This is a genomic window from Leucobacter sp. wl10 (assembly GCF_003569785.1).
Lineage (GTDB): Bacteria > Actinomycetota > Actinomycetes > Actinomycetales > Microbacteriaceae > Leucobacter.
Window position 1 is genome coordinate 14,458 of sequence record NZ_KZ984002.1, and the last position, 20,523, is coordinate 34,980.

Consider the following 20,523-nt stretch of genomic DNA (forward strand, 5'->3'; position numbering starts at 1 on the left):
GGCTCCGGTCGTCCCCAGCCCGGCATCACCCAGCAAAAGGAGCACGATGATCATCGACGTTCACGGACACATGTCCGCGCCAGACGCGTTCTACGCCTGGAAGGCGGGCCTGCTCTCCCACCGCGGCGCTCACGGGATCAAGGCCCCCTCGATCCCGGACGACGCGCTGCGCGAATCGTACCTCGCGCCCCACCCGAGTTTCGGGCACACCTCCCACATGCGGCACCTGGACGACGCCGGGATCGACCTGCAGCTCATCTCACCGCGCCCGTACCAGGCGATGCACAGCGAAGGCCCCGCGCGCATCGTGGAGGCCTTCACCGCCGAGACGAACGAACTCATCCACCGCGCCTGCGCGCTCTTCCCCGGTCGCTTCAGGGGGATCGCGGGAATGCCGCAGACGCCGGAACTCGCCCCCGCCGCTTGGGCGCGCGAGATGCGGCGCGCGGTGGAGGAGCTCGGGTTCGTGGGGGCGATGCTGAACACCGACCCCTACGAGGGGGCGCAGACGCCGCCGGCGCTCTCGGACCGCTACTGGTACCCCGTGTACGAGGCCGCCTCGGAGCTGGCCGTCCCGCTGCTCATCCACTCGGCCGGGTGCAAGCCGCCGGCGCGCGAGCCCTACAGCCTCCACTTCATCCAGGAGGAGACGATCGCGGTCTGGAGCCTCGTCGAGTCGAGGGTCTTCGACGACTTCCCCGACCTCGACATCATCGTCTCGCACGGAGGCGGCGCGATCCCGTACCAGGTCGGACGCTTCCTCCCGTCGATCGCGCGGAGCGGGGTCTCCTACGTCGACCGGCTGCGGCGCCTCTGGTTCGACTCGTGCCTCTACACCCGAGAGGCGCTCGAGCTGCTGCTCACGGTGGTCGGGCCGGAACGGGTGCTCTTCGGGTCTGAGAAACCGGGGACGGGATCGCAGCGCGATCCGGAGACGGGCCGCTGGTTCGACGACATCCACCTCCTCGTCGAGGACATCGACTGGTTGACCGACGACGACCGCGGGCGCCTGCTCGAGGGCAACGCCAGGCGCATCTTCGCGCTCTGATCACACACCTCTCCCGAAAGGAACATCATGGCACGCATCGAACTGGGCATCGGCTCGTCCCACGCACCGCAGCTCGCCACGCCGCCCGAGCACTGGGGTCAGCGGGCGGTCGCCGACCGGCGGAACACGAAGCTCGTCTACAGGGGGGAGCAGTACGACTACGACGCTCTCAACGAGCTGCGGGGTGCGGCATTCGCGGGCGAGCTCTCCCCCGAGACGGCGCAGGAGCGCCACGAGCGCGCCCGCGCCGCCATCGCCGCACTCGGTCGGGCCATCAGAGAAGCCGAGCTGGACGTGCTCGTGATCGTGAGCAGCGATCACAAGGAGACGTTTGACGACGAGGTGCTCTCGCCGTTCGTCGTCTACTGGGGCGATACCGTGGCCCACGAGCCGTTCTCGCCCGAGGCCCTCGCCGGATTCGGCCCGGGGCTCGCGATCGCCGAGGTGGCGAACGTGCCGGAGACGAGCCAGGTGCGGAAGACCGACGCGAGTCTGGCGCTGCACCTGATCGCGGAGACCCGGAGGTCGGGCTTCGACCCCGCGGCCTCCAAGCGGCTGCCGGCCGGCAAGTACGGCGACCACGGGATCCCGCACGGGTGGGGGTACGTGCTCCAGCAGGTGCTCGGCGGTGAGGACCTGCCCCCGTTCGTGCCGGTGTTCGTGAACACGTTCTGGCACCCGAACCCGCCGAGCGCCAGGCGGAGCTACGATTTCGGCGTCGCGCTCGGACGCGCCATCGCGGACTACCCCGAGGATCTCCGCGTGGGCGTCGTCGCGTCTGGCGGGCTCACCCACTTCGTCATCGACGAGGAGATGGATCGAAAGTTCCTCACCGCGCTGCAGGAGAAGGACGAGGAGGTGCTGACCGCCTACAGCGACGATGAGCTCCGCTCCGGTACCTCGGAGCTGCGCAACTGGCTCGTCGTCGCGGGCGCCCTGGCCGCGAGCGACCTCGAAGCGCGGGTCGTGGACTACATCCCCGCCTACCGCTCGGAGGCGGGGACCGGAGCGGGCCTCGGATTCGTGACCTGGAACCGGCAGGACGGCTGAACATGAGCGGCGTCTCCATCTCCGGCCTGCGCCGCGAGTACGGCACGGCCATCGCGGTCGACCGGGTCGACCTGGAGATCGGCCGGGGTGAGTTCGTGGCGCTGCTCGGGCCGAGCGGCTGCGGCAAGACCACCACCCTCAGATGCCTCGCGGGTCTCGAGGTTCCCACGCGCGGAGAGATCTCCATCGGCGGGGTCACGGTGTTCTCGGGCGGCTCGTCCGTGTTCGTGCCGCCCGAGAAGCGGAAGATCGGCATGGTGTTCCAGAGTTACGCACTCTGGCCTCACATGACGGTGCGGGGAAACGTGGGATATCCGCTGAAGCTCGCGGGGGTGGACCGGAGAGCCCTGGCCTCACGGGTCGACGAGGTGCTCGAGCGCGTCCACCTGCGCGACAAGGCCGACCGGATGGCCACCGCACTCTCGGGCGGGCAGCAGCAGCGCGTGGCGCTGGCCCGGGCCACGGTCAGCCGCCCGCGGGTGATGCTGTTCGATGAGCCGCTGTCCAACCTGGACGCGAAGCTGAGACTGTCCATGCGGAATCAGATCCGTGAGCTGCACGACGAGTTCGGCACGACCTCGGTCTACGTCACCCACGACCAGGAGGAGGCCATCGCGCTCGCGGATCGCGTGGTCGTGATGAACGCCGGGCGCATCGAGCAGGCAGGCACTCCCCAGGAGCTCTACACCAGACCGTCGACGGCGTTCGTGGCCGACTTCATGGGGTTTCAGAATCTCCTGCGGGCACGCGTACTGCAGACGCTGGACGGCGAGCTCCGCGTCGGGATCGACGGCACCCCGGTGCAGCTGAGCGTCGCCGACCGGAGCGGCCGCTGGACGGAGGGAGCGGAACTGACGCTCGCGTTCCGCTCCGGGCACGTGCGGGTGCGGCCCGGATCGCCGGACGACCGCGCCCCGGGAGGCGGGGCGGAGAGGATCGCGGGCCGGATCCGCCGCGCCACCTACGGCGGGGGCTCGATGCGGCTGCTCGTGGAGGTCGGAAACACGAGCATCCGCGCTCACGTCGACGAGAGCGAGTTCTCCCGCTTCTCCGACGACGACCTGCGGGCCCAGCGCGCGGTGAGCCTCGAGATCAGCGCCGATCAGATCGTTCCGCTGCCGCCGGGCGACCTGCCGCTGTCCACCGAGGCGATCCTGCAACTGCCCGCCCCGGACCCGTCGACGATCTGAAGCCCTAAGAGAGTAAGAAAGTAAAGGAAGACCCGGCCGTGCCACCGACCCCTGCGAACCGAACCGCGCTCCTCGACCCGCTCGACCCCGGCGAGTGGCCGGAGGAGATCCCCGTCCTCATCGTCGGCGGGGGGCCCGTCGGGCTCTCGAGCGCCATCCTCCTCGCGCAGCGGGGAATCGAGACGTTGCTCGTCGAGCGGCGCTCGTTCGAGAGCCGCTTCCCGCGCGCCCACCTGCTGAACGTGCGCACGATGGAGATCTTCGACGAGATGGGGGTGGCCGACGACATCTACGCGCTCTCACCGGCTGACGAGAACTGGCGGAAGGTGGCGTGGTACACCTCGGTCGCCGGCCCGAGCCCCGAGCACGGGCTGAAGCTGGGCGAGGTGCCGGCCTGGGGCGGCGGCGTCGACGCCGTGCGCCACGCGCAGGCGAGCCCCCGGGCGTTCGCGAATCTCCCCCAGATCCGCCTGGACGGCCTGCTCTGGGCTCACGCCGAGGCGGTGGCGCCGGGGCGGATCCGGGCCTTCCACGAGCTGACGGGCGTCGAGCAGGCGGATGACGCCGTCGTCGCGACGATCCTCGATCGTGGATCCGGCGAGACGCGCCGGATCCGGGCGCGCTACCTCGTCGCGGCCGACGGCGGACGCGTGAGCGCCGAACTGCTCGGCGTCGAACGGGAGGGGCCGAAGGCGATCCAGGACGTGATCAGCTGCTACGTGAGCACCGATCTCTCCTTCTGGGAGGGCGGAACCGCCCTGCTGACCCACTCCATGCAGCCGTCGGGCAACGGCCGGCCCGTCGGCGCGCTCCAAGCGCTGGGCCCGCACTACTACGACCGGCGATCGCCCGAGTGGCTCGTCGCGAGGGTGCGGCGCGGAGGCGAGGAGGTCAGCGACGACGAGGCGACGCAGCTGCGCGGTATCCGGCGCATGCTCGGCGTCTCGGAGGACCACCCGATCACCCTGCAGTCGGTCAGTCACTGGCAGTACGAGGGCGTGGTCGCAGACCGCTTCCGCGTCGGCCGGGCGTTTCTGGCCGGCGACGCCGCCCACCGGCACCCGCCGACCGGCGGCCTGGGCCTGAACGGCGGCGTGCAGGACGCGCACAATCTGGCCTGGAAGCTCGCGGCCGTGCTGCGCGGCGAAGCCCCCGCATCGCTCCTCGACAGCTACGAGTGGGAGCGGCGCCCGGTCGCCGCCCACAACACCGCCCACTCGCTCGAGAACGCTGGGCGGCACGGCCCGATCGGTGCGGCGCTCGGTCTCGGGCCGGGGGTGGGCGAGGCGGAGGGCTGGAAGCAGATCGAGATCTTCGCCTCCGACACCGCTGAGGGGGAGCGCCGCCGCGCGGCGGTCGAGGCGGCGGTTCTCGAGAACACCAACGACTACAGCCAGCTGAACGTCGAGGCGGGCTTCGCCTACGTCGCCGGCGCCCTGCTCCCCGAGGAAGGCAGCGAGGTGCTCTCCGGATCGCCGACCGAGTTCCGCCCGAGCGCGAGACCGGGCAGCCACCTCCCCCACTTGTGGCTGCAGCACGCGAGGGGCGCGACTCCGACGGCTCCTGTCTCAACCCTCGATCTCGTCGACCCCCGGCGTCTGACCCTTCTGGTCTCCGAGGGGGCTGCGGGACCCTGGGCCGAGGCCGTGGCGGGGCTCGCCGGCACGGGGGTGCCGGTGGTGCTCAGACCGATCGACGAGCGGGATTCCGCCTGGAGGGACCTGTGCGAGGTCGATGCGGGCGGCGCGGTGCTCGTGCGACCCGATCGCAAGGTCGCCTGGCGCACACGACGCTTGCCCGGGCGGCCCCGCGACGTACTCGAGGACGTGAGGCGGACGGTGATGGCCGGTGGACGCCCGTGCGCGGAGGATCCCGCGGCGCCGTTCATGCGCCGCATCCGCGATGCGGCGGCTGCGCTATCCGCGGCGGCGAGCCGCTGAAGACGACGAAGGCGAAGGAGAACGCTGAATGGGCAGGACACAGGAATTGACGGAGCGGCTGCGCGATCTCGACTCGTGCGCCGTGTCGGACGCGCTCGACGCGCTGGGACTGCGCGGTGCGGTGCTCGGTCTTCGCGAACTGTGGCGGTCGGAGGGCGTGGTCGCGGGCCCCGTGCGCACGGTACGGGCCGGCCCACGGGAGAGCGACGGTCCGGCGGATCACGTCGGCGCGGCCTCGATCGAGGCAGCGAACGCCGGCGAGGTGCTCGTCATCGCCAACGACGGACGCCTCGACGTCTCCTGCTTCGGCGGTATTCTCGCCCGGGCCGCGTCCCGCCGTGAGCTCGCCGGCGTCGTGATCGACGGCGCGTGCCGCGACATCGGAGAGAGCCGCGCGCTCGGGTTCCCGGTCTTCGGCCGCGCGGTGCTCCCGGTCAGCGCCCGCGGTCGCATCGTGCAGCAGGCGGAGGGCGTGCCGATAGCGGTGGGAGAGATGGTGGTGCGCCCGGGCGATCTGGTCATCGCGGACGAGAACGGGGTGGTGTTCGTCCCCGCCGACCGCGCGGGGGAGGTCGTCGAGCTCGCGGAGCGCCTCGTGCGCCGCGAGGCCGAGATGGCCGAGGCAGTGGAGCGGGGAGAATCCGTCGTCGCCGTCATGCACGACAGCCGGTTCCCCGGAGCGGATCCCGATCCCGAACCCGCCGCAGAGAGGAGCAGCCGATGACCGCCGCCGCTCACCCGTTGGGGGAGTACTCCACGGCGACCATCTCGGACGCGCTCGATCGTCTCGGCGTGCCGGGCGCGCTGCTCGGCATCGCCCCCCTCTTCGACGGTGCGAGGCTGTGCGGCAGAGCCTTCACCGTGCGCTACGTCCCGGCCTCGTCGCCGCCCGGGACCGTGGGCGACTACCTCGACGACGTCTCACCGGGCGAGGTCGTGGTGCTCGACAACGCCGGTCGGCTCGACTGCACCGTGTGGGGCGACATCCTCACGGCTATGGCCGACGACCGGGGCGTCGCCGGCACCGTGATCGGCGGCGTCTGCCGCGACGTCGCGCGCGCGATCGGCGACGGCTACCCGATCTTCAGCGCGGGCAGGTTCATGCGCACGGGCAAGGACCGGGTCGAGGTCGCCGAGGTGGGCGGCGCGGTCGCGGTCGGAGGTGCCAGGATCGAACCGGGCGACCTCCTGGTCGGCGACGCCGACGGCGTCGTCGCGGTCCCCTGGGGGCTCGTCGACGAGGTGCTCCCCGTCTGCGAGCGGATCGTCCAGCGGGAGAGCGGGATCCTCCGCGGCGTGCTCGCGGGAATGGGCATCGCCGAAGCGCGCGAACGGTACGGCTATCACCTGCTGCAGCGCCAGGGCGGAGACGAGGCATGAGCGCCGTGCCAGCGCAGGAGCTCGGTCGGATCTCCGCGGAGCTGCGGGCCGAGCTCCTGTCCCTCGGCACCGCCACCCTGTACGAGGCCTCGGGCATCGACTGCTTCCTGCCGCCGCGGCTGCGGCCCGTGTGGGAGGGGGCCGAGATCGCCGGGCGAGCGCTTCCGGTGCGCACCCGTGTCGCGGACAACCTGCCGCTGCATCGCGCCGTGGCGGCCGCCGAGACCGGTGACGTGCTCGTCGTCGACGCCCGCGGATCGTCTCACGGCTACTGGGGCGAGGTGCTCGCCGTCGCCGCGCAGCAGCGCGGGGTGGCGGGGCTCGTCATCGACGGGGGAGTGCGGGACACCGCGGCGCTCAAGAGCCTCGGGTTCCCCGTGTTCAGCGCACACGTCGCGATCGAGGGAACGCTGAAGGACGAGTGGGGCACGGTGGGGGAGCCGATCCGCCTGGGAAGCGCTCCGGTGTCGCGGGGAGACGTGATCGTCGCGGACTGCGACGGCGTCGTGGCGATCCCGCAGTCCGCCCTGCGGACGGTGCTCGATGCCGCGCGCGAGCGCACCGCCAAGGAGGAGCACTACCTGGCGCGGATCCGGGGCGGCGCGCTCACGATGGACCTGTACGGCCTCTCCCGCTCGAGGTCCGTGCGAGACGAGAACCCGGGAGGGGCACGATGAACGCGGACTACCCCGAGTTGGCGCTGCTGGTCGGAGGCGAGTGGCGCTCGGCCGGCGGGCGCGAGACGCTTCCGGTGCGCAACCCCGCGACGGGCGAAGTGATCGCCCGTCTGCCCGCTGCGTCCGTCGGCGACCTCGACGATGCCCTGGAGCGCGCCCAGCGGGCCGCCGACCCCTGGAGGGCCACGACGGCCTACGACCGCTACCGCATGCTCCGCCGGGCGGCGGAGCTGCTGAGAGTCCGCGCGCCCGAGATCGGGCGCGCCACCACGATGGAGCAGGGCAAGCCGGTGGCGGAGGCGACCGCCGAGGCGGTGTCTGCGGCGGACATCTTCGACTGGTTCGCGGAGGAGGGACGACGGGCCTACGGCCGCATCGTCCCCTCCCGCGTGCCCGGCGGACGGGATCTCGTACTGCGGCAGCCGGTGGGCCCGGTCGCCGCGTTCACCCCCTGGAACTTCCCGATCACCATCCCGGCGCGGAAGCTCGCGGCCGCACTGGCGGCCGGGTGCCCGGTGATCCTCAAGCCCGCCGAGGAGACGCCCGCGACGGGGCTCGCGCTTGCGCGCGCGCTCGTGGACGCGGGGCTTCCCGACGGCGTGCTCAGCGTCGTCTTCGGCCGGCCTGCCGAGGTCTCGGAGCACCTCATCCGCTCGGACGCGGTCAGGAAGGTCACCTTCACGGGCTCGACCGCAGTGGGGAAGCGGATCGCCCGTCTCGCGGCCGACGGCGTGAAGCGCGCCACCCTCGAGCTCGGCGGACACGCGCCGGTGCTGGTCTTCGACGACGCCGACGCCGAGACGGTGGCGCGGAGGGCGGTGGCGAGCAAGTTCCGCAACGCCGGGCAGATCTGCATCGCTCCCACCCGCTTCCTGATCCAGGAGGGGGTCTACGAGCGCTTCGTCCGCGCCATGGCCGATGAGATCTCCCGTCTGCGCATGGGGGACGGGCTGGATGCGTCGACCACGCTCGGCCCGCTCGCGCACGAGCGGCGACCCGCCGCGGTGGCGGCGCTCGTCGACGACGCGGTCGACCGCGGGGCGCGGATCGTCACCGGCGGAGGGGAGGCGCCCGGGCCCGGATACTTCTGGCATCCGACGCTGCTGGCCGAGGTCGACCCGGCCGCGCGCATCATGCGCGAGGAGCCGTTCGGGCCGGTGGCGCTCGCCGTCCCGTTCGCCGACACCGACGAAGCGCTGCGGCTCGCCAACGCGCTGCCGTACGGGCTCGCCTCCTACGCCTTCACCGACTCGCGCTCCCGTGCGCGGGAGGTGTCGGAGCGGATCGAGGCGGGGATGCTCGCGATCAACCACTTCCGGCTCGTCGGGCCCGAAACGCCCTTCGGAGGAGTGAAGGAGAGCGGCTACGGCTCGGAGGGCGGCTCGGAGGGCATCGAGGACTTCCTGCACTCGAAGCTCGTGAGCGAAGCCTGAACGACGAACACGAAAGGACGACAGCCATGGAGCAGATGAACGGTACCGCCGACACGCCGGAGCTGCGGCGGCTCTACGAGGATTTCGAGGCGGGTGAACTGGCCCCGCTGTGGACCCAGCGCGACGACCTGATGCCCGTCGTGCCCGAGCCGGCCGCGGTGCCGCACGTGTGGCGCTGGACGACGCTGCTGGACCTCGCCCGCCGGTCGGGGGAGTTGGTTCCCGTGGGCCGGGGCGGGGAACGTCGCGCGATCGGGTTGCGCAACCCCGGATTGCCCGGCACCGCCTACGCCACGCCGACGCTCTGGGCGGCGATCCAGTACCTCGGCGGGCACGAGACCGCCCCCGAGCACCGTCACAGTCAGAACGCGTTCCGCTTCGTGGTCGAGGGGGAGGGAGTGTGGACGGTGGTGAACGGCGATCCCGTGCGCATGAGCCGCGGCGATCTCCTGCTCACGCCGGGGTGGCATTTCCACGGGCACCACAACGACACGGCCGCGCCGATGGCCTGGCTCGACGGCCTCGACATCCCGTTCTCGAACTACACCGACGTGGGATTCTTCGAGTTCGGCGCCGACCGCGTCACCGACGAGGCCTCGCCGCCTATCTCGCGAGCCGAGCGCCTGTGGGCGTACCCCGGGCTCCGGCCGCTGTCCGAGCTCGAGGGGCGAACGAGCTCGCCGCTCTGCGCCTACCGCTGGGAGTACACCGACGCGGCGCTGCGCGAGCAGCTCGCGCTGGAGGACGAAGGGCAGCCCGCGACGGTGGAGCAGGGCCACGCGGCGATCCGCTACACCAATCCGACGACGGGCGGCGACGTGATGCCGACCATCCGCTGCGAGTTCCACCGCCTGCGGGAGAGTGCGGAGACGGCGCTGCGGCACGAGGTGGGATCGTCGGTGTGGCAGGTCTTCGAGGGGCGGGGATCGGTGGTGCTCGGCGGGACCGAGCACCGGCTGGAGCGGGGCGATCTCTTCGCGGTGCCCAGCTGGGTGCCGTGGACGCTCCGGGCGGAGACGGGCTTCGATCTGTTCCGCTTCAGCGACGCCCCCGTCATCGAGCGCCTCGGCTTCGCCCGCACCTTTATTCCGAGCCGAGAGGAGCGCTGATGCGCCTCGCAACCCTGCGCAAGCCCACGGGAACCGTCGCGGTCCGCCTCGATGGAGCATTCGCCGTAGAGATCCCCGAGGCGGCGGACGTGGGCGCGGTGCTGCGCACACCGGGCTGGCGGATGCGGGCGATGAAGGCGAAGGGTCCGATCCACGGCCTGTTCGACCTCGACCCTGAGATGTGGGCGCCGGTGATCCCTCGGCCCGGCAAGATCGTCTGCGTGGGTCTGAACTATCGCAACCACATCCTCGAGATGGGCCGTGAACTGCCCGAGTACCCGACGCTGTTCGCCAAGTACCCCGAGGCGCTCATCGGGCCGTACGATCCGATCGTGCTCCCGGCCGCCGCCCCCGGGGCCGTCGACTGGGAGGGCGAACTCGCCGTCGTGGTCGGCCGGACGGTGCGCGCCGCATCGGAGCAGGCCGCGGCTGCGGCCATCGCCGGTTACTCGATCATCAACGATGTGACCATGCGCGACTACCAGTACCGCTCGCCCGAGTGGTTCCAGGGCAAGACCTTCGAGAGCACGGCTCCGTTCGGCCCGGCGCTCGTGACGACCGATGAGTTCGAGCCGGGTGGCGTCCTGCGGACCGAGGTGAATCACGAGGTCGTTCAGAGCGCGGCAACCGACGGCCTCGTCTTCTCGCCGGCCGCGCTCGTGGCGTACATCTCGACGATCGTCACCCTGCAGCCGGGCGACGTGATCGCCACGGGAACGCCGGGGGGCGTCGGCCACGCCCGGAAGCCGCCCCGGTACCTCGCGCCGGGCGACCGGCTGACGACCTCCGTCGAGGGGATCGGCAGGATCGAGAACACGGTGAGGATGGAGGCGGACGATGGCGGCGCGGACGGATAACGTCGACGACCCGGTTCTCGCCCGCGCGCTGCTGCTCATGCGGCGCGGGCAGGCGTTCTGGGCGCGTGAGCTGAGGCAGGTGGAGGACGAGGGCTTCGACGCCCCCTCCCTGCTGCCGGGGTGGACGAGGCGCATGGTCGTCGCGCATGTGGGTTTCAACGCACGGGCGCTTGCGCGCCTCGTGCGCTGGGCGCGGACCGGCATCGAGACTCCGATGTACGAGTCGGAGGCGCAACGGGCCCGGGAGATCGAGTTCGGTGCGTCTCTGCCGGCGGAGGCGCTCCGGCACCTGTCCGTGCACGCCGCCGTGCACCTGAACGTCGAACTGCGGGATCTCCCCTCCGAGGCCTGGAGCCGGACGGTTCGGACCGCGCAGGGGCGCGAGGTTCCCGTGTCCGAGGTGGTGTGGATGCGCACGCGCGAGGTCTGGCTGCACGCGATCGATCTCGCGCACGGGGCGCGCTTCGACGACCTTCCGCCTCGGCTGCTGCAATTGCTTCTGGAGGACATCCCGGCCGTGTGGGCGCGCAGGCGAGCCGCGGGCGACCCGGTGATCAGGCTCGCCCCCGACGACGCGCGTCTCGCGGCACCGGCGCGGGGCGCCGCCGCTGCCTCCGACACCGACGCCGTCGTGCGGGGGAGCGCAGCCGCGCTCGTCGCCTGGGGAACCGGACGGGGCGCTGCGGGGGTGCGAGAGGCGAGCGGGCGGCTGCTTCAGCCGCCGCGATGGTTGTGATTTTCTCCGCGCAGCCCAGCGGCGCAGCGGAGAATCATGTGTGAAAGGAGGTCCCGATGACCATGCAGTTGATCGATCCGCGCCTGGACTTCGTGTTCGAGGTGCGAGTTCGCGTCGGTGAGCCCCTCCGCATCGGCGGGGCAGGGGGCGAAGAACGCTGGTTCTCGCCGATCATGGGTGGGACGGTCTCCGGCCCGCGCCTGAACGGCGAGGTTCTCCCCTACGGGGGCGACTGGTGGTCGACTCGTCCGCCGGGGAGCCTGGTGCTGGATGCGCGGTACCTGCTGAGGTCCGACGACGGCGCGATCATCAGCATCCACAACCCCGGGCGGTACGAGCCGGAAGAATCCGACGAGGCCCCGGAAACGGAGGACGGGGCTGCGGAGTGGGGGGAGGCCTTCCCGCGGTTCGACACCGCGGCGCGGGAGTACGCGTGGCTCAGGGAGAGCGTGATCATCGGACGCGGGCACGAAGGCGACGACGGGGTGCACCTGCGGTTCTTCCGGTTGAGCTATCGGGCGGCGCTGGCGCGCCAGCGCCCCTGAGGGGCCCGCGACGTCCCGTCGGAGATGACGCCGCGGGATCGGGGCGCGGCGGCCGGAGCCGCCGAGCCCCCGCTGGGACGTCAACCGTCGCGGAACGGCGGGTGCAGCAGCAGATCGACCCGCTCGCGGAGGAACGCCGCGAGCGTCGGCGCGCCCGCGAGGGGAGCTCCGGCGCGCCAGCGCACGCGGAACTCTCCGTCCGCGTAGCCGACCGGCAGCTCGCGGGAGGCGGCGGCATCGGAGCCGGTCCGCGGCGCGCCGTCCCCTTCGGAGGAGAGCGGGATGCGCTGCGCGTCGAAGTTGACGGGAGCGCCCGCCGGGTAGCCGCCGCGCAGCGCGGCCGCGGCGATCTCGCGCCGCTCCTCCCGCGACGCCGACTGGTATCCCGGACGTCCTCGCTCGGCGGCTCGGGTCGCCTTTCCCAGCGCGTACAGATCGCCGTCGGTCCCGAGCAGCAGCGAACCGATCCGCCACACCTCGCCCAGGGGTCGCATGGTCGCGGGCCGGGTCCACAGCAGAACGCGCCTGGACGCCACGTACTCTGCGAGGGACTCGACGGGCACCCCGCCGGCCCGCAGGTGCGCGACCGCGGTGGCGCAGGCCAGCGTCGCGCGTTCCGCCGCCGCTCTGCCCGCCTCCGCTTCCGCCTCCGCCGCCACCCGGCCAGTGTAGCCGCGGGCCGGTGCGCCTCGAACCGGGCGGGCACCGCCCATCCGCCCGGGCGGGCGTGCTCGCAGAAGTCCCGGAGGCGCGGGCCGTAAGCTGTCGATGTGGCGGAACAGGCGAGCGGCGCACGGAACCCACCGGATCCCGGAGCCGAGGCGCTCGAGATCGAGCGCAAGTACGAGGTGTCGGTGGGGATCCCGCTGCCCGCGGCGGAGCGGTTCAGAGAGGTGGGGCTCGATCCGGAGCCGCCCGTGACGCACCGTCTCTCGGCGCGCTACTTCGATACGCTGCGCGGTGATCTCGCCGACCGGGGGCTCGCTATGCGCGAGCGGCACGGCGGCAAGGACGCGGGGTGGCACTTGAAGCAGCGCGGGGGAGCCGGTGTGCGCGAGCTGCTGTGGCCTCCGAGCGGCGCCGTGCCGGAGGGCCTGCGCGAGGAGCTGCGGGGCAGGATCGGCGATGCGGCCGCGGAGGTGCTGCCCGTGGCGCAGCTGCGAACCGAGCGCACCGTGGTGATGCTGCGGGACCGCGAGGGGCGCCCTGCGGTCGAGCTGGCCGACGACCGGGTGCACGCCCTGGACCTGATCGAAGCGGTGGAGCGCGCGTGGCGGGAGTGGGAGGCCGAGCTGATGCCGGGCGTCGACGCAGAGGTGCTGGATCGCGTCGAGTCGGTGCTGCTCACGGCGGGGGGCGTGCACTCGCTCAGCTTCGCGAAGATCGCCCGCTCGACCGGCCGCCTGCTCGCCGCGGCCCGCGCCGGGGGAGCGGACGAGGCGACGCTCGAGGCTCTCATGAAACTCGACGCCGCCGACCGCGAGGCGGGGCGTAGGCTGGCCACGTGAGCGGCGGGTCGGAGCGCGACGCGCGCGGCGGAGATGCAGCCTTCGCCTGAGCGCCCCGAGTAATGTCAATAACGTTGACATGAGCATGTACATCTGCGCGCCGATGTGCGAGGATCGTAACGGACACCGAAGACGAGGACCCCATGCACCCCACCATTTTTGAAACCCATCGCCCGGCCGCCAGGACCGTCGAGGACTCCCTGGCAGAGACCAGGCTCGGCGTCTTCTGGACCGAGGACATCGCCGATTCGGCCGCGAAGTACCCAGCGCTCGACGGCGACCAGCGCGTCGACGATGCGGTCGTGGGCGGCGGATACGCGGGTCTCTGGACCGCGATCAAGCTGAAGACCGAGCACCCGGAGCGGCGGGTGGTGCTGCTCGAGGCCGTGCGGGTCGGCTGGGCGGCATCGGGGCGCAACGGCGGGTTCTGCGAGGCGAGCATCACGCACGGCGAGCCCAACGCCGAGTCGCGCTGGCCCGACGAGACGGGCACGCTGCGGCGGCTCGGCTACGAGAACCTCGACGCGATCGAGCGCTTCATCGAGCAGCACGGGCTCGACGTCGACTTCGAGCGCACGGGCCAGCTCTCGGTCGCCAACGAGCCCTACCAGGCGGAGTGGCTGGGCGAGAGCGACGACCCCGAGGTGGTGACGCTCGACCGCGAGCAGGTGCAGCAGCGCATCAAGTCGCCGACGTTCCTCGGCGGCGAGTTCTCGCCACGCGAGAACGCGAACGTGCACCCGGCCAAACTCGCGGCGGAGCTCGCCAGGCACGCGGCATCGATCGGCGTGGAGATCCATGAGCACACGCCGGTCAAGAGCCTCGAGGGCTCGGCTGAGGCTCCGATCCTGCTCACCACGGATCGCGGCACCGTCACCGCCGAGCGGGTAGCGCTCTGCACCAACGTCTTCCCGTCGCTGCTGAAGCGCTACCGCTTCCACACGGTGCCGGTGTACGACTACGCGCTGATGACCGAGCCGCTGACCGAGGAGCAGCTCGCCTCGATCGGCTGGGAGGGCCGCGAGGGCCTCGCCGACATGGCCAACCAGTTCCACTACTCCCGCCTCACCGGCGACAACCGGATCCTCTGGGGCGGCTACGACGCCGTCTACTTCGCGGGCGGGCGCATCAAGCGCGAGTACGAGGACCGCATGGAGAGCCACCGCAAGCTCGCAAGCCACTTCTTCACCACCTTCCCGCAGCTCGCGGGCGTCAAGTTCACGCACCGCTGGGCGGGCGTCATCGACACCTCGACCCGGTTCTGCGCGTTCTTCGGCCAGGCCCACGGGGGGCGCGTGCAGTACGTGGCAGGGTTCACCGGCCTCGGCGTCGGCGCGACGCACTTCGCCGCAGACGTGCTGGTGGACCGCTTCGAGGGGCGCGTCACCGAGCGCACCGAGCTCGAGATGGTCAAGCAGGTGCCCCTGCCCTTCCCGCCCGAGCCCGCCGCGTCGATCGGCATCAACCTCACCCGCTGGTCGCTCGACCGCGCCGACCACAACGACGGCAAGCGCAACGTACTGCTCAAGACGCTCGACGCGCTCGGCCTGGGCTTCGACTCGTGAGCGGGCACCTGCTGCCGGACGGGCGCAACGGGGCGGTGCGCGGGATCGCGGCCCCCGTCGAACTCGAGGACGTGCCCGCCGATGACACCGTCTCGGGCTCGCCCCGGCAGGGCGTCGCCGAGCTCGGCGCCGTCGGCGGCGCCGAGACGGGCATCTGGGAGCTGCGCGGCGGCGCGGTCACCGACACCGAGGTCGATGAGCTCTTCGTGGTGCTCTCGGGCGGTGCGACCATCGAGCTGCTCGACGAGGACCGCACCGTCGAGGTGGGGCCCGGCGACGTGATGCGCCTCGTGGCGGGCACACGCACCCGCTGGACGGTCGAGGACCACATCCGCAAGGTCTACATCTCCGCGGCGTAGAGCCCTCGACCGCAGCGATGCGATCTGCCGTGGACACGGCGGATTCCGGGGAGGACCCCGGATCCACGGCCGATCCCGTGTGCGCGACCGGGAGGTAGGCGGCGCGACGGCCCGCTAGGATGGTGGGTCGGCGCGACCGCGTCGACCCCGGAAACGAAGGAGCCCCGATGGCGCTGCCCTGGAAGCTGCACGAGGACGGCAGGCGCGTCTCATCCGACGCGATCGTGCTGCCCGAGGAGCGCATGACCTGGCCGCGCACCATCGGCTTCGGCGCGCAGCACGTGGTCGCGATGTTCGGCGCCACCTTCCTCGTGCCCCTCCTCACCGGCTTCAGCCCCACGGCCACGCTCTTCTTCTCGGGCCTCGGCACGCTGCTCTTCCTGCTCATCACGGGCAACCGGCTGCCCAGCTACCTGGGATCCTCGTTCGCGTTCATCGCGCCGATCACGGCGGCGACCGCGGGCGGCGACCTCGGCGCCGAGGGTCTCGCGCGCGCCTCGTTCGGGATCCTGGCCATCGGCGTACTCGTGGCGATCGTCGGCGTCGTGGTCGCGAAGTGGGGCACCGGGTGGATCAACGCGCTCATGCCGCCCGTCGTGATGGGCGCCATCGTCGCGCTGATCGGCTTCAACCTCGGCCCAGCCGTCAGGAACAACTGGAACGCGACCGAGCTCTCCGGGTGGGTGGCGCTCGTCACGCTCGTGGCGATGCTGCTCATCACGGTGCTGTTCCGCGGGCTCATCGGCCGGCTCTCCATCGTGCTGGGCGTGGTCGTCGGGTACGTCGCGGCCGTGGCGATGGGCGAGGTCGACTTCTCCTCGGTCGACGAGGCGGCGTGGATCGGCCTGCCGGCCTTCCACGCGGTGGGCAACCCGTTCGCCGACCCGACGCTGTGGGGCCTGCTGCCCGCGTTCCTTCCCGTCGTGCTGGTGCTCGTCGCCGAGAACGTCGGCCACGTGAAGAGTGTGGGCCTCATGATCGATCGCGACCTCGATCCCGTCACGGGCCGGGCGCTGCTGGCCGACGGCGTCTCGACGGTGCTCGCCGGCTTCGGCGGCGGATCCGGCACGACCACCTACGGTGAGAACATCGGCGTGATGGCGGCGACGCGCGTCTACTCGACTGCGGCGTACTGGGTGGCCGGCGCCATCGCCGTGCTGCTCAGCTTCTCGCCGAAGATCGGCGCGCTCATCAACACGATCCCGGCCGGCGTGCTCGCGGGCGTGACGGTCGCGCTGTACGGCCTCATCGGCCTCATCGGCGTGAAGATCTGGATCGACAGCAGGGTCGACTTCGGCAGGCCCATCAACCAGTTCACCGCGGCCGTCGCGCTCATCGTGGGCATCGCCGACTTCACGCTGCAGGTCGGCTCGGTGGTGTTCAACGGCATCGCCCTCGGCACGGTCGCGGCGATCGCGGTGTACCACCTCATGAGCGGGCTCGCGAGGCTGCGCGGGGGAGAGGTCGAGGTGGCGGATCCCGTGGTGACGGGGGCGCTTGAGCACCCCGCCGAGCCCCGGGGGTAGCGCGAAACCCCTCGAGCTGCGCGGCTCGAGGAGCCTGGAACGGGCCCGAACCACGCATGGATCGGGCCCGTTTCGCGTCCGGTGTATCTGCACCGCGGACGGGATATTCGGGGCGCCGGTGCGTGGATCTTCGGCGGCTCCGTCGTCACCTTCGAAGTATTATTGAACAATCGTTCAGATTTAACGCGAAAACATTGATATTCAAGGCTTGTATTGCTCAAAATAGTTGATACAGTTGTTCAGAAATCAACCGCACGACGAAGTGCTGAGGAGTATCTGCACATGACCAGTGATACAACCGTGACACCATCGAGTGGCTCGCTCGCCAAGGGCAAGCTGGGCACCTTTGACATCGTTTTCTTCGTGGTGTCGGCCGCTGCGCCGCTCACCGTCGCCGTCAGCTCGGCGCCGCTCGCGTTCCTCGTGGGCGGCATCGGGGCCCCGGGAGCCATGCTCGCGAGCGGGGTGGTGCTGATCCTCTTCGCCATCGGCTTCACCGCGATGTCCCGGTTCGTGCGCAACACCGGCGCCTTCTACGCCTACGCCGCCGCGGGACTGGGCAAGCCGGTGGGCATCGGAGTCGCGTTCATCACCGTGGTGGCGTACGGCTTCCTCTGCATCTGCTTCTACACGATGCTCGGCTTCTTCGCGAACCTGACCTTCGCGCACCTGTTCGGGATCGATCTTCCGTGGGGCGTCTGGGCCGGCCTGTGCGTGGTGATCGTGGGAGTGCTCGGCTACCGCCGCATCGACGTGGGCGCGAAGGTGCTCGCCGTGCTCCTCACCGCCGAGATCGCGATCCTGCTGATCGTCTCGATCGCGGTCATCATCCAGAACGGCACCGCGCTCGGGGAGCCCGCCGTGGCCTCCTTCGCGCCGCAGAACGTCTTCTTCGCCGCCGGCGCAAGCGCGCTCTTCGTCTTCGGCTTCGGCGCGTTCCTCGGCTTCGAGGGCACCGTGATCTACGCGGAGGAGGCGAAGCAGCCCGACCGCACGGTGCCGCGGGCGACGTACATCGCCATCGCGTTCCTCGCGATCTTCTACGCCTTCACCTTCTGGATCCTGGTGGTCGCATTCGGGGTCGACGGGCTGATGGCGCTCGCCAACTCCGACGACTTCGAGGAGATGATGTTCATCGCGGGCGACAACGCGCTCGGCGCCTGGGCCGGCGTGGTCATGGAGATCCTCATCGTCACCAGCTTCTTCGCCGCCGTCCTGGCCTTCCACAACGCCTGCGCGCGCTACCTGTTCTCCCTCGGCCGCGAGCGTCTGCTCCCCGCCGTCTTCGCGCGGACGCACCCGACCATGCGGTCGCCTCACGTCGCGAGCCTTGTGCTGACGGTGCTGAGCCTGGTGACGATGATCATCGGGGCGCTCTCCGGGGCCGATCCCTACATGGGGATCAGCCTGTGGACCTACGCCATCGGCGTCGCGGGGCTCGTGTTCGCGCAGGGAGTCGCTGCGGTCTCGGTCATCGGGTTCTTCTGGAAGGACCGCCGCGGATTCGGCTTCGCACGCGTCGTCGTCGCGCCGATCCTCGGAGCGATCGGCCTGCTCAGCGCCTTCGCCGTCATCGTGCTGCGCTTCGATCTCGTGTCGGGGTTCGAGGGTCCGGTGAACTGGCTGCTGCTCGCATGCGTGCCCGTCGTGTTCATCGGCGGCATCGTCGTCGGTCTGGTGATGAAGCGGCGCGCCCCCCATCGCTATGCAGCCCTGACGCAGTCGGTTACGGTGATTCCGAGCGAGCCAGCACGTGAAGCGGTCGATGCGGAGGTACGTGAATGATGACGGCGAAGAGCCAGCTGCGACGGGAAGAACTGCTCGCCGCTGCGAGCCGGGTGATCGGCGAGCAGGGGCTCGCGGGCGCGAGTGTGCGGGCCGTGGCCCAGCGCGCAGAGGTGAGCGCGGGAAGCGTGCTCTACCACTTCGAGAGCTTCGACCAGCTGGTCGCCGAGGCCGTCCGGGGGGTGCTCGAAGAGTTCAGCGAGCGTCGGCGGCGCCTGATCGAGGGAGTGCGGGATCCTGCGGAGCGCCTGCGCATGCTCCTCGACGCGGGGATCCCGCGTCGCATCAGCGACGAACTGCGCGTCGTCTACGAGGTGAGCAGCGTGATCCGGGATCGCCCGCAGTTCCGAGCGGGCCTCGTGCAGCTCACGGAGCGGCAGCTGGCGCTCTACCGCACCGTGATCGAGGTCGGCATCGCTCTCGGTTCCTTCGCGCCTCGCATGAGCGTCGACATGATCGCCGACAACCTCGTCGCGCTCGAGGACGCCTACGGCCTCTACATGCTCGATCCCGCCGACAACGGGCGGGAGCGCTACTTGCGGAACGCGGTCGGCTTCGCCGAGATCGCGCTGGACTGCACACTGCATGACCGGGCAGCCGACACGTCGTCTGCTCTCGACACGAAGGAGCTCGCATGACCGACAGCCTGTCTACTCTCGGCACTGCGCCGACCCGCGCGCGGGACCTGGGGATCCCGTTCGAGGGCGAACCCGGGCCCTGGAACGCGATCACCGACGTGCCCGGCCTCGAGGTCGGGTACGTGACGATCCTGGAGGACGGCCCCGCGGTCGCCCGCACCGGGGTGACCGCGATCCTGCCGCGGGGCAGGCGGGCTCCGGCATCGGCGTGCGCGGCGGGTATCGAGTCGCTGAACGGCAACGGCGAGTTGACGGGACGGAGCTGGATCGAGGAGGCGGGACAGTTCCAGATGCCCATCGCCATCACCAACTCGCACGCGGTGGGCGCCGTGCACCGGGGAGTCGACGCGTGGATGGCCGAACACGACCCCCTCAGCGCGGCGCAGTGGATGCTGCCCGTGGTGGGGGAGACCTGGGACGGCTATCTGAACTCGATCAACGCGGACTCCGTGCGGCCCGAGCACGCCGTGGCGGCATTCGACGCCGCCACCAGCGGACCGCTCGCCGAGGGCAACGTCGGCGGTGGAACGGGCATGAACTGCTACGGCTTCAAGGGCGGCACCGGCACGGCCTCGCGGGTGGTCCGGTCGGACGATCAGGCCTGGACGGTCGGGGTGCTGATGCAGGCCAACTTCGGCTCGCGCAAGGAATTGAGCGTGGCCGGGAAGCAGCTGGGGCCCGACTCCGAGGCGCCCAACACCATGGAGACCGGCGACTGGTTCGAGCGGGACACCCGCACCGGCGCGCACGCCGTACCGGGGGCGGGGAGCATCATCGTGATCGTCGCGACCGACGCCCCCATGCTGCCGGATCAGTGCCGCGCACTGGCCCGGCGCGTCACGCTCGGTCTGGCGCGCACCGGCACCACCGGGAGCCACTTCTCAGGAGACATCTTCCTTGCGTTCTCGACCGCGAACGAGGGCCGTCTCATGTCCCGCATGGGAAACGAGGGCGAGGTGCAGGTCGAGCAGATCGAGCACGTGAGCTGGGGCAGCATGGATCCCTTCTACGCGGCCGTCGTCGAGGCCACCGAGGAGGCCGTGCTCAACGTGCTCGTCGCCGCGAAGGACATGGAGGGTCGCGACGGCCACGTCAGCTACGCGCTGCCGCACGAGGAGATCCGCGCGGCGTTCGGCCGGTGATGGTCGGAGATCGCGACCGGGCCGCGAAACACCGC

The 20,523-nt window shown here is 71.1% G+C and carries 20 protein-coding genes; 19 read left to right on the forward strand and 1 reads right to left on the reverse strand.

The window, feature by feature from the left end; genetic code table 11:
• Window positions 1–46: 46 nt before the first annotated feature.
• Genes D1J51_RS13385 through D1J51_RS13440 form a run of 12 tightly spaced genes read left to right on the forward strand, consistent with a single transcriptional unit; the run spans window position 47 to window position 11,965 of the window.
• Entirely contained in the window at window positions 47–1,048 is a 1,002-nt protein-coding gene (locus D1J51_RS13385) for an amidohydrolase family protein (protein WP_119075981.1), read from the forward strand.
• Window positions 1,049–1,075: 27 nt separating this feature from the next.
• Window positions 1,076–2,098: a DODA-type extradiol aromatic ring-opening family dioxygenase gene (locus D1J51_RS13390; RefSeq protein WP_119075983.1), complete on the forward strand. Its 1,023-nt coding sequence runs from the start codon at window positions 1,076–1,078 to the stop codon at window positions 2,096–2,098.
• A gap of 2 nt (window positions 2,099–2,100) precedes the next feature.
• Window positions 2,101–3,288 carry an ABC transporter ATP-binding protein gene (locus D1J51_RS13395; protein ID WP_119075985.1) on the forward strand — a complete coding sequence of 396 codons (1,188 nt, stop codon included), beginning with the start codon at window positions 2,101–2,103 and terminating at the stop codon, window positions 3,286–3,288.
• 38 nt (window positions 3,289–3,326) lie between these two features.
• Complete coding sequence (locus tag D1J51_RS13400; protein ID WP_119075986.1) at window positions 3,327–5,228, forward strand: FAD-dependent monooxygenase; 1,902 nt, start codon at window positions 3,327–3,329, stop codon at window positions 5,226–5,228.
• 28 nt (window positions 5,229–5,256) lie between these two features.
• A complete protein-coding gene (locus D1J51_RS13405) occupies window positions 5,257–5,952 on the forward strand; it encodes an RraA family protein (protein ID WP_119075988.1) in 696 nt (231 codons plus the stop codon).
• Window positions 5,949–6,608 (forward strand): RraA family protein, encoded by a 660-nt coding sequence (locus tag D1J51_RS13410; RefSeq protein WP_119075990.1) that lies wholly within the window; start codon window positions 5,949–5,951, stop codon window positions 6,606–6,608. Before D1J51_RS13405 ends, D1J51_RS13410 begins: the two co-directional genes overlap by 4 nt.
• Window positions 6,605–7,285, forward strand: coding sequence for a 4-carboxy-4-hydroxy-2-oxoadipate aldolase/oxaloacetate decarboxylase (locus tag D1J51_RS13415; RefSeq protein ID WP_119075992.1), 681 nt, complete (start codon window positions 6,605–6,607; stop codon window positions 7,283–7,285). The genes D1J51_RS13410 and D1J51_RS13415 overlap by 4 nt, the downstream gene beginning before the upstream one ends.
• Window positions 7,282–8,718: an NAD-dependent succinate-semialdehyde dehydrogenase gene (locus D1J51_RS13420; RefSeq protein ID WP_119075994.1), complete on the forward strand. Its 1,437-nt coding sequence runs from the start codon at window positions 7,282–7,284 to the stop codon at window positions 8,716–8,718. Before D1J51_RS13415 ends, D1J51_RS13420 begins: the two co-directional genes overlap by 4 nt.
• A gap of 26 nt (window positions 8,719–8,744) precedes the next feature.
• Window positions 8,745–9,827, forward strand: a complete 1,083-nt coding sequence (locus D1J51_RS13425; protein WP_119075996.1) for a cupin domain-containing protein — start codon at window positions 8,745–8,747, stop codon at window positions 9,825–9,827.
• Window positions 9,827–10,684: a fumarylacetoacetate hydrolase family protein gene (locus D1J51_RS13430; protein WP_119075998.1), complete on the forward strand. Its 858-nt coding sequence runs from the start codon at window positions 9,827–9,829 to the stop codon at window positions 10,682–10,684. The genes D1J51_RS13425 and D1J51_RS13430 overlap by 1 nt, the downstream gene beginning before the upstream one ends.
• On the forward strand, window positions 10,665–11,420 hold the full coding sequence (locus D1J51_RS13435; protein WP_119076001.1) for a maleylpyruvate isomerase N-terminal domain-containing protein: 756 nt from the start codon (window positions 10,665–10,667) through the stop codon (window positions 11,418–11,420). The genes D1J51_RS13430 and D1J51_RS13435 overlap by 20 nt, the downstream gene beginning before the upstream one ends.
• 56 nt (window positions 11,421–11,476) lie before the next feature.
• Window positions 11,477–11,965, forward strand: a complete 489-nt coding sequence (locus D1J51_RS13440) for a DUF3237 domain-containing protein (RefSeq protein WP_205547897.1) — start codon at window positions 11,477–11,479, stop codon at window positions 11,963–11,965.
• A gap of 80 nt (window positions 11,966–12,045) precedes the next feature.
• Here the strand turns inward: D1J51_RS13440 and D1J51_RS13445 are convergent, their stop codons facing one another.
• The gene (locus D1J51_RS13445) at window positions 12,046–12,624 is read right to left on the reverse strand and encodes a hypothetical protein (RefSeq protein ID WP_119076003.1); all 579 of its coding nucleotides are present in this window, start codon (window positions 12,622–12,624) and stop codon (window positions 12,046–12,048) included.
• 111 nt (window positions 12,625–12,735) lie between these two features.
• Between D1J51_RS13445 and D1J51_RS13450 the strand changes: the two genes are divergently transcribed.
• From D1J51_RS13450 to D1J51_RS13480, 7 genes are all read left to right on the forward strand, one after another.
• Window positions 12,736–13,473, forward strand: coding sequence for a CYTH domain-containing protein (locus D1J51_RS13450; protein ID WP_119076005.1), 738 nt, complete (start codon window positions 12,736–12,738; stop codon window positions 13,471–13,473).
• 143 nt (window positions 13,474–13,616) lie between these two features.
• Window positions 13,617–15,038 carry an NAD(P)/FAD-dependent oxidoreductase gene (locus tag D1J51_RS13455; protein ID WP_119076007.1) on the forward strand — a complete coding sequence of 474 codons (1,422 nt, stop codon included), beginning with the start codon at window positions 13,617–13,619 and terminating at the stop codon, window positions 15,036–15,038.
• On the forward strand, window positions 15,035–15,397 hold the full coding sequence (locus D1J51_RS13460) for a cupin domain-containing protein (RefSeq protein ID WP_119076009.1): 363 nt from the start codon (window positions 15,035–15,037) through the stop codon (window positions 15,395–15,397). Before D1J51_RS13455 ends, D1J51_RS13460 begins: the two co-directional genes overlap by 4 nt.
• A 167-nt stretch (window positions 15,398–15,564) precedes the next feature.
• On the forward strand, window positions 15,565–16,923 hold the full coding sequence (locus tag D1J51_RS13465) for a uracil-xanthine permease family protein (RefSeq protein WP_119076010.1): 1,359 nt from the start codon (window positions 15,565–15,567) through the stop codon (window positions 16,921–16,923).
• A gap of 282 nt (window positions 16,924–17,205) precedes the next feature.
• Window positions 17,206–18,708 carry an APC family permease gene (locus D1J51_RS13470; RefSeq protein ID WP_119076012.1) on the forward strand — a complete coding sequence of 501 codons (1,503 nt, stop codon included), beginning with the start codon at window positions 17,206–17,208 and terminating at the stop codon, window positions 18,706–18,708.
• Window positions 18,705–19,346, forward strand: a complete 642-nt coding sequence (locus D1J51_RS13475; protein WP_119076014.1) for a TetR/AcrR family transcriptional regulator — start codon at window positions 18,705–18,707, stop codon at window positions 19,344–19,346. Before D1J51_RS13470 ends, D1J51_RS13475 begins: the two co-directional genes overlap by 4 nt.
• On the forward strand, window positions 19,343–20,488 hold the full coding sequence (locus D1J51_RS13480) for a DmpA family aminopeptidase (RefSeq protein ID WP_119076016.1): 1,146 nt from the start codon (window positions 19,343–19,345) through the stop codon (window positions 20,486–20,488). Before D1J51_RS13475 ends, D1J51_RS13480 begins: the two co-directional genes overlap by 4 nt.
• Window positions 20,489–20,523: the final 35 nt, after the last annotated feature.

Bases quoted from the DNA above. Each gene is read 5' to 3' on its own strand.
- D1J51_RS13470 (WP_119076012.1), top strand. From the start codon at position 17,206: ATGACCAGTGATACAACCGTGACACCATCGAGTGGCTCGCTCGCCAAG.
- D1J51_RS13440 (WP_205547897.1), top strand. From the start codon at position 11,477: ATGACCATGCAGTTGATCGATCCGCGCCTGGACTTCGTGTTCGAGGTG.
- D1J51_RS13385 (WP_119075981.1), top strand. From the start codon at position 47: ATGATCATCGACGTTCACGGACACATGTCCGCGCCAGACGCGTTCTAC.
- D1J51_RS13420 (WP_119075994.1), top strand. From the start codon at position 7,282: ATGAACGCGGACTACCCCGAGTTGGCGCTGCTGGTCGGAGGCGAGTGG.
- D1J51_RS13455 (WP_119076007.1), top strand. From the start codon at position 13,617: ATGCACCCCACCATTTTTGAAACCCATCGCCCGGCCGCCAGGACCGTC.
- D1J51_RS13430 (WP_119075998.1), top strand. From the start codon at position 9,827: ATGCGCCTCGCAACCCTGCGCAAGCCCACGGGAACCGTCGCGGTCCGC.
- D1J51_RS13395 (WP_119075985.1), top strand. From the start codon at position 2,101: ATGAGCGGCGTCTCCATCTCCGGCCTGCGCCGCGAGTACGGCACGGCC.
- D1J51_RS13415 (WP_119075992.1), top strand. From the start codon at position 6,605: ATGAGCGCCGTGCCAGCGCAGGAGCTCGGTCGGATCTCCGCGGAGCTG.
- D1J51_RS13435 (WP_119076001.1), top strand. From the start codon at position 10,665: ATGGCGGCGCGGACGGATAACGTCGACGACCCGGTTCTCGCCCGCGCG.
- D1J51_RS13480 (WP_119076016.1), top strand. From the start codon at position 19,343: ATGACCGACAGCCTGTCTACTCTCGGCACTGCGCCGACCCGCGCGCGG.
- D1J51_RS13410 (WP_119075990.1), top strand. From the start codon at position 5,949: ATGACCGCCGCCGCTCACCCGTTGGGGGAGTACTCCACGGCGACCATC.
- D1J51_RS13405 (WP_119075988.1), top strand. From the start codon at position 5,257: ATGGGCAGGACACAGGAATTGACGGAGCGGCTGCGCGATCTCGACTCG.
- D1J51_RS13390 (WP_119075983.1), top strand. From the start codon at position 1,076: ATGGCACGCATCGAACTGGGCATCGGCTCGTCCCACGCACCGCAGCTC.
- D1J51_RS13475 (WP_119076014.1), top strand. From the start codon at position 18,705: ATGATGACGGCGAAGAGCCAGCTGCGACGGGAAGAACTGCTCGCCGCT.
- D1J51_RS13425 (WP_119075996.1), top strand. From the start codon at position 8,745: ATGGAGCAGATGAACGGTACCGCCGACACGCCGGAGCTGCGGCGGCTC.
- D1J51_RS13465 (WP_119076010.1), top strand. From the start codon at position 15,565: ATGGCGCTGCCCTGGAAGCTGCACGAGGACGGCAGGCGCGTCTCATCC.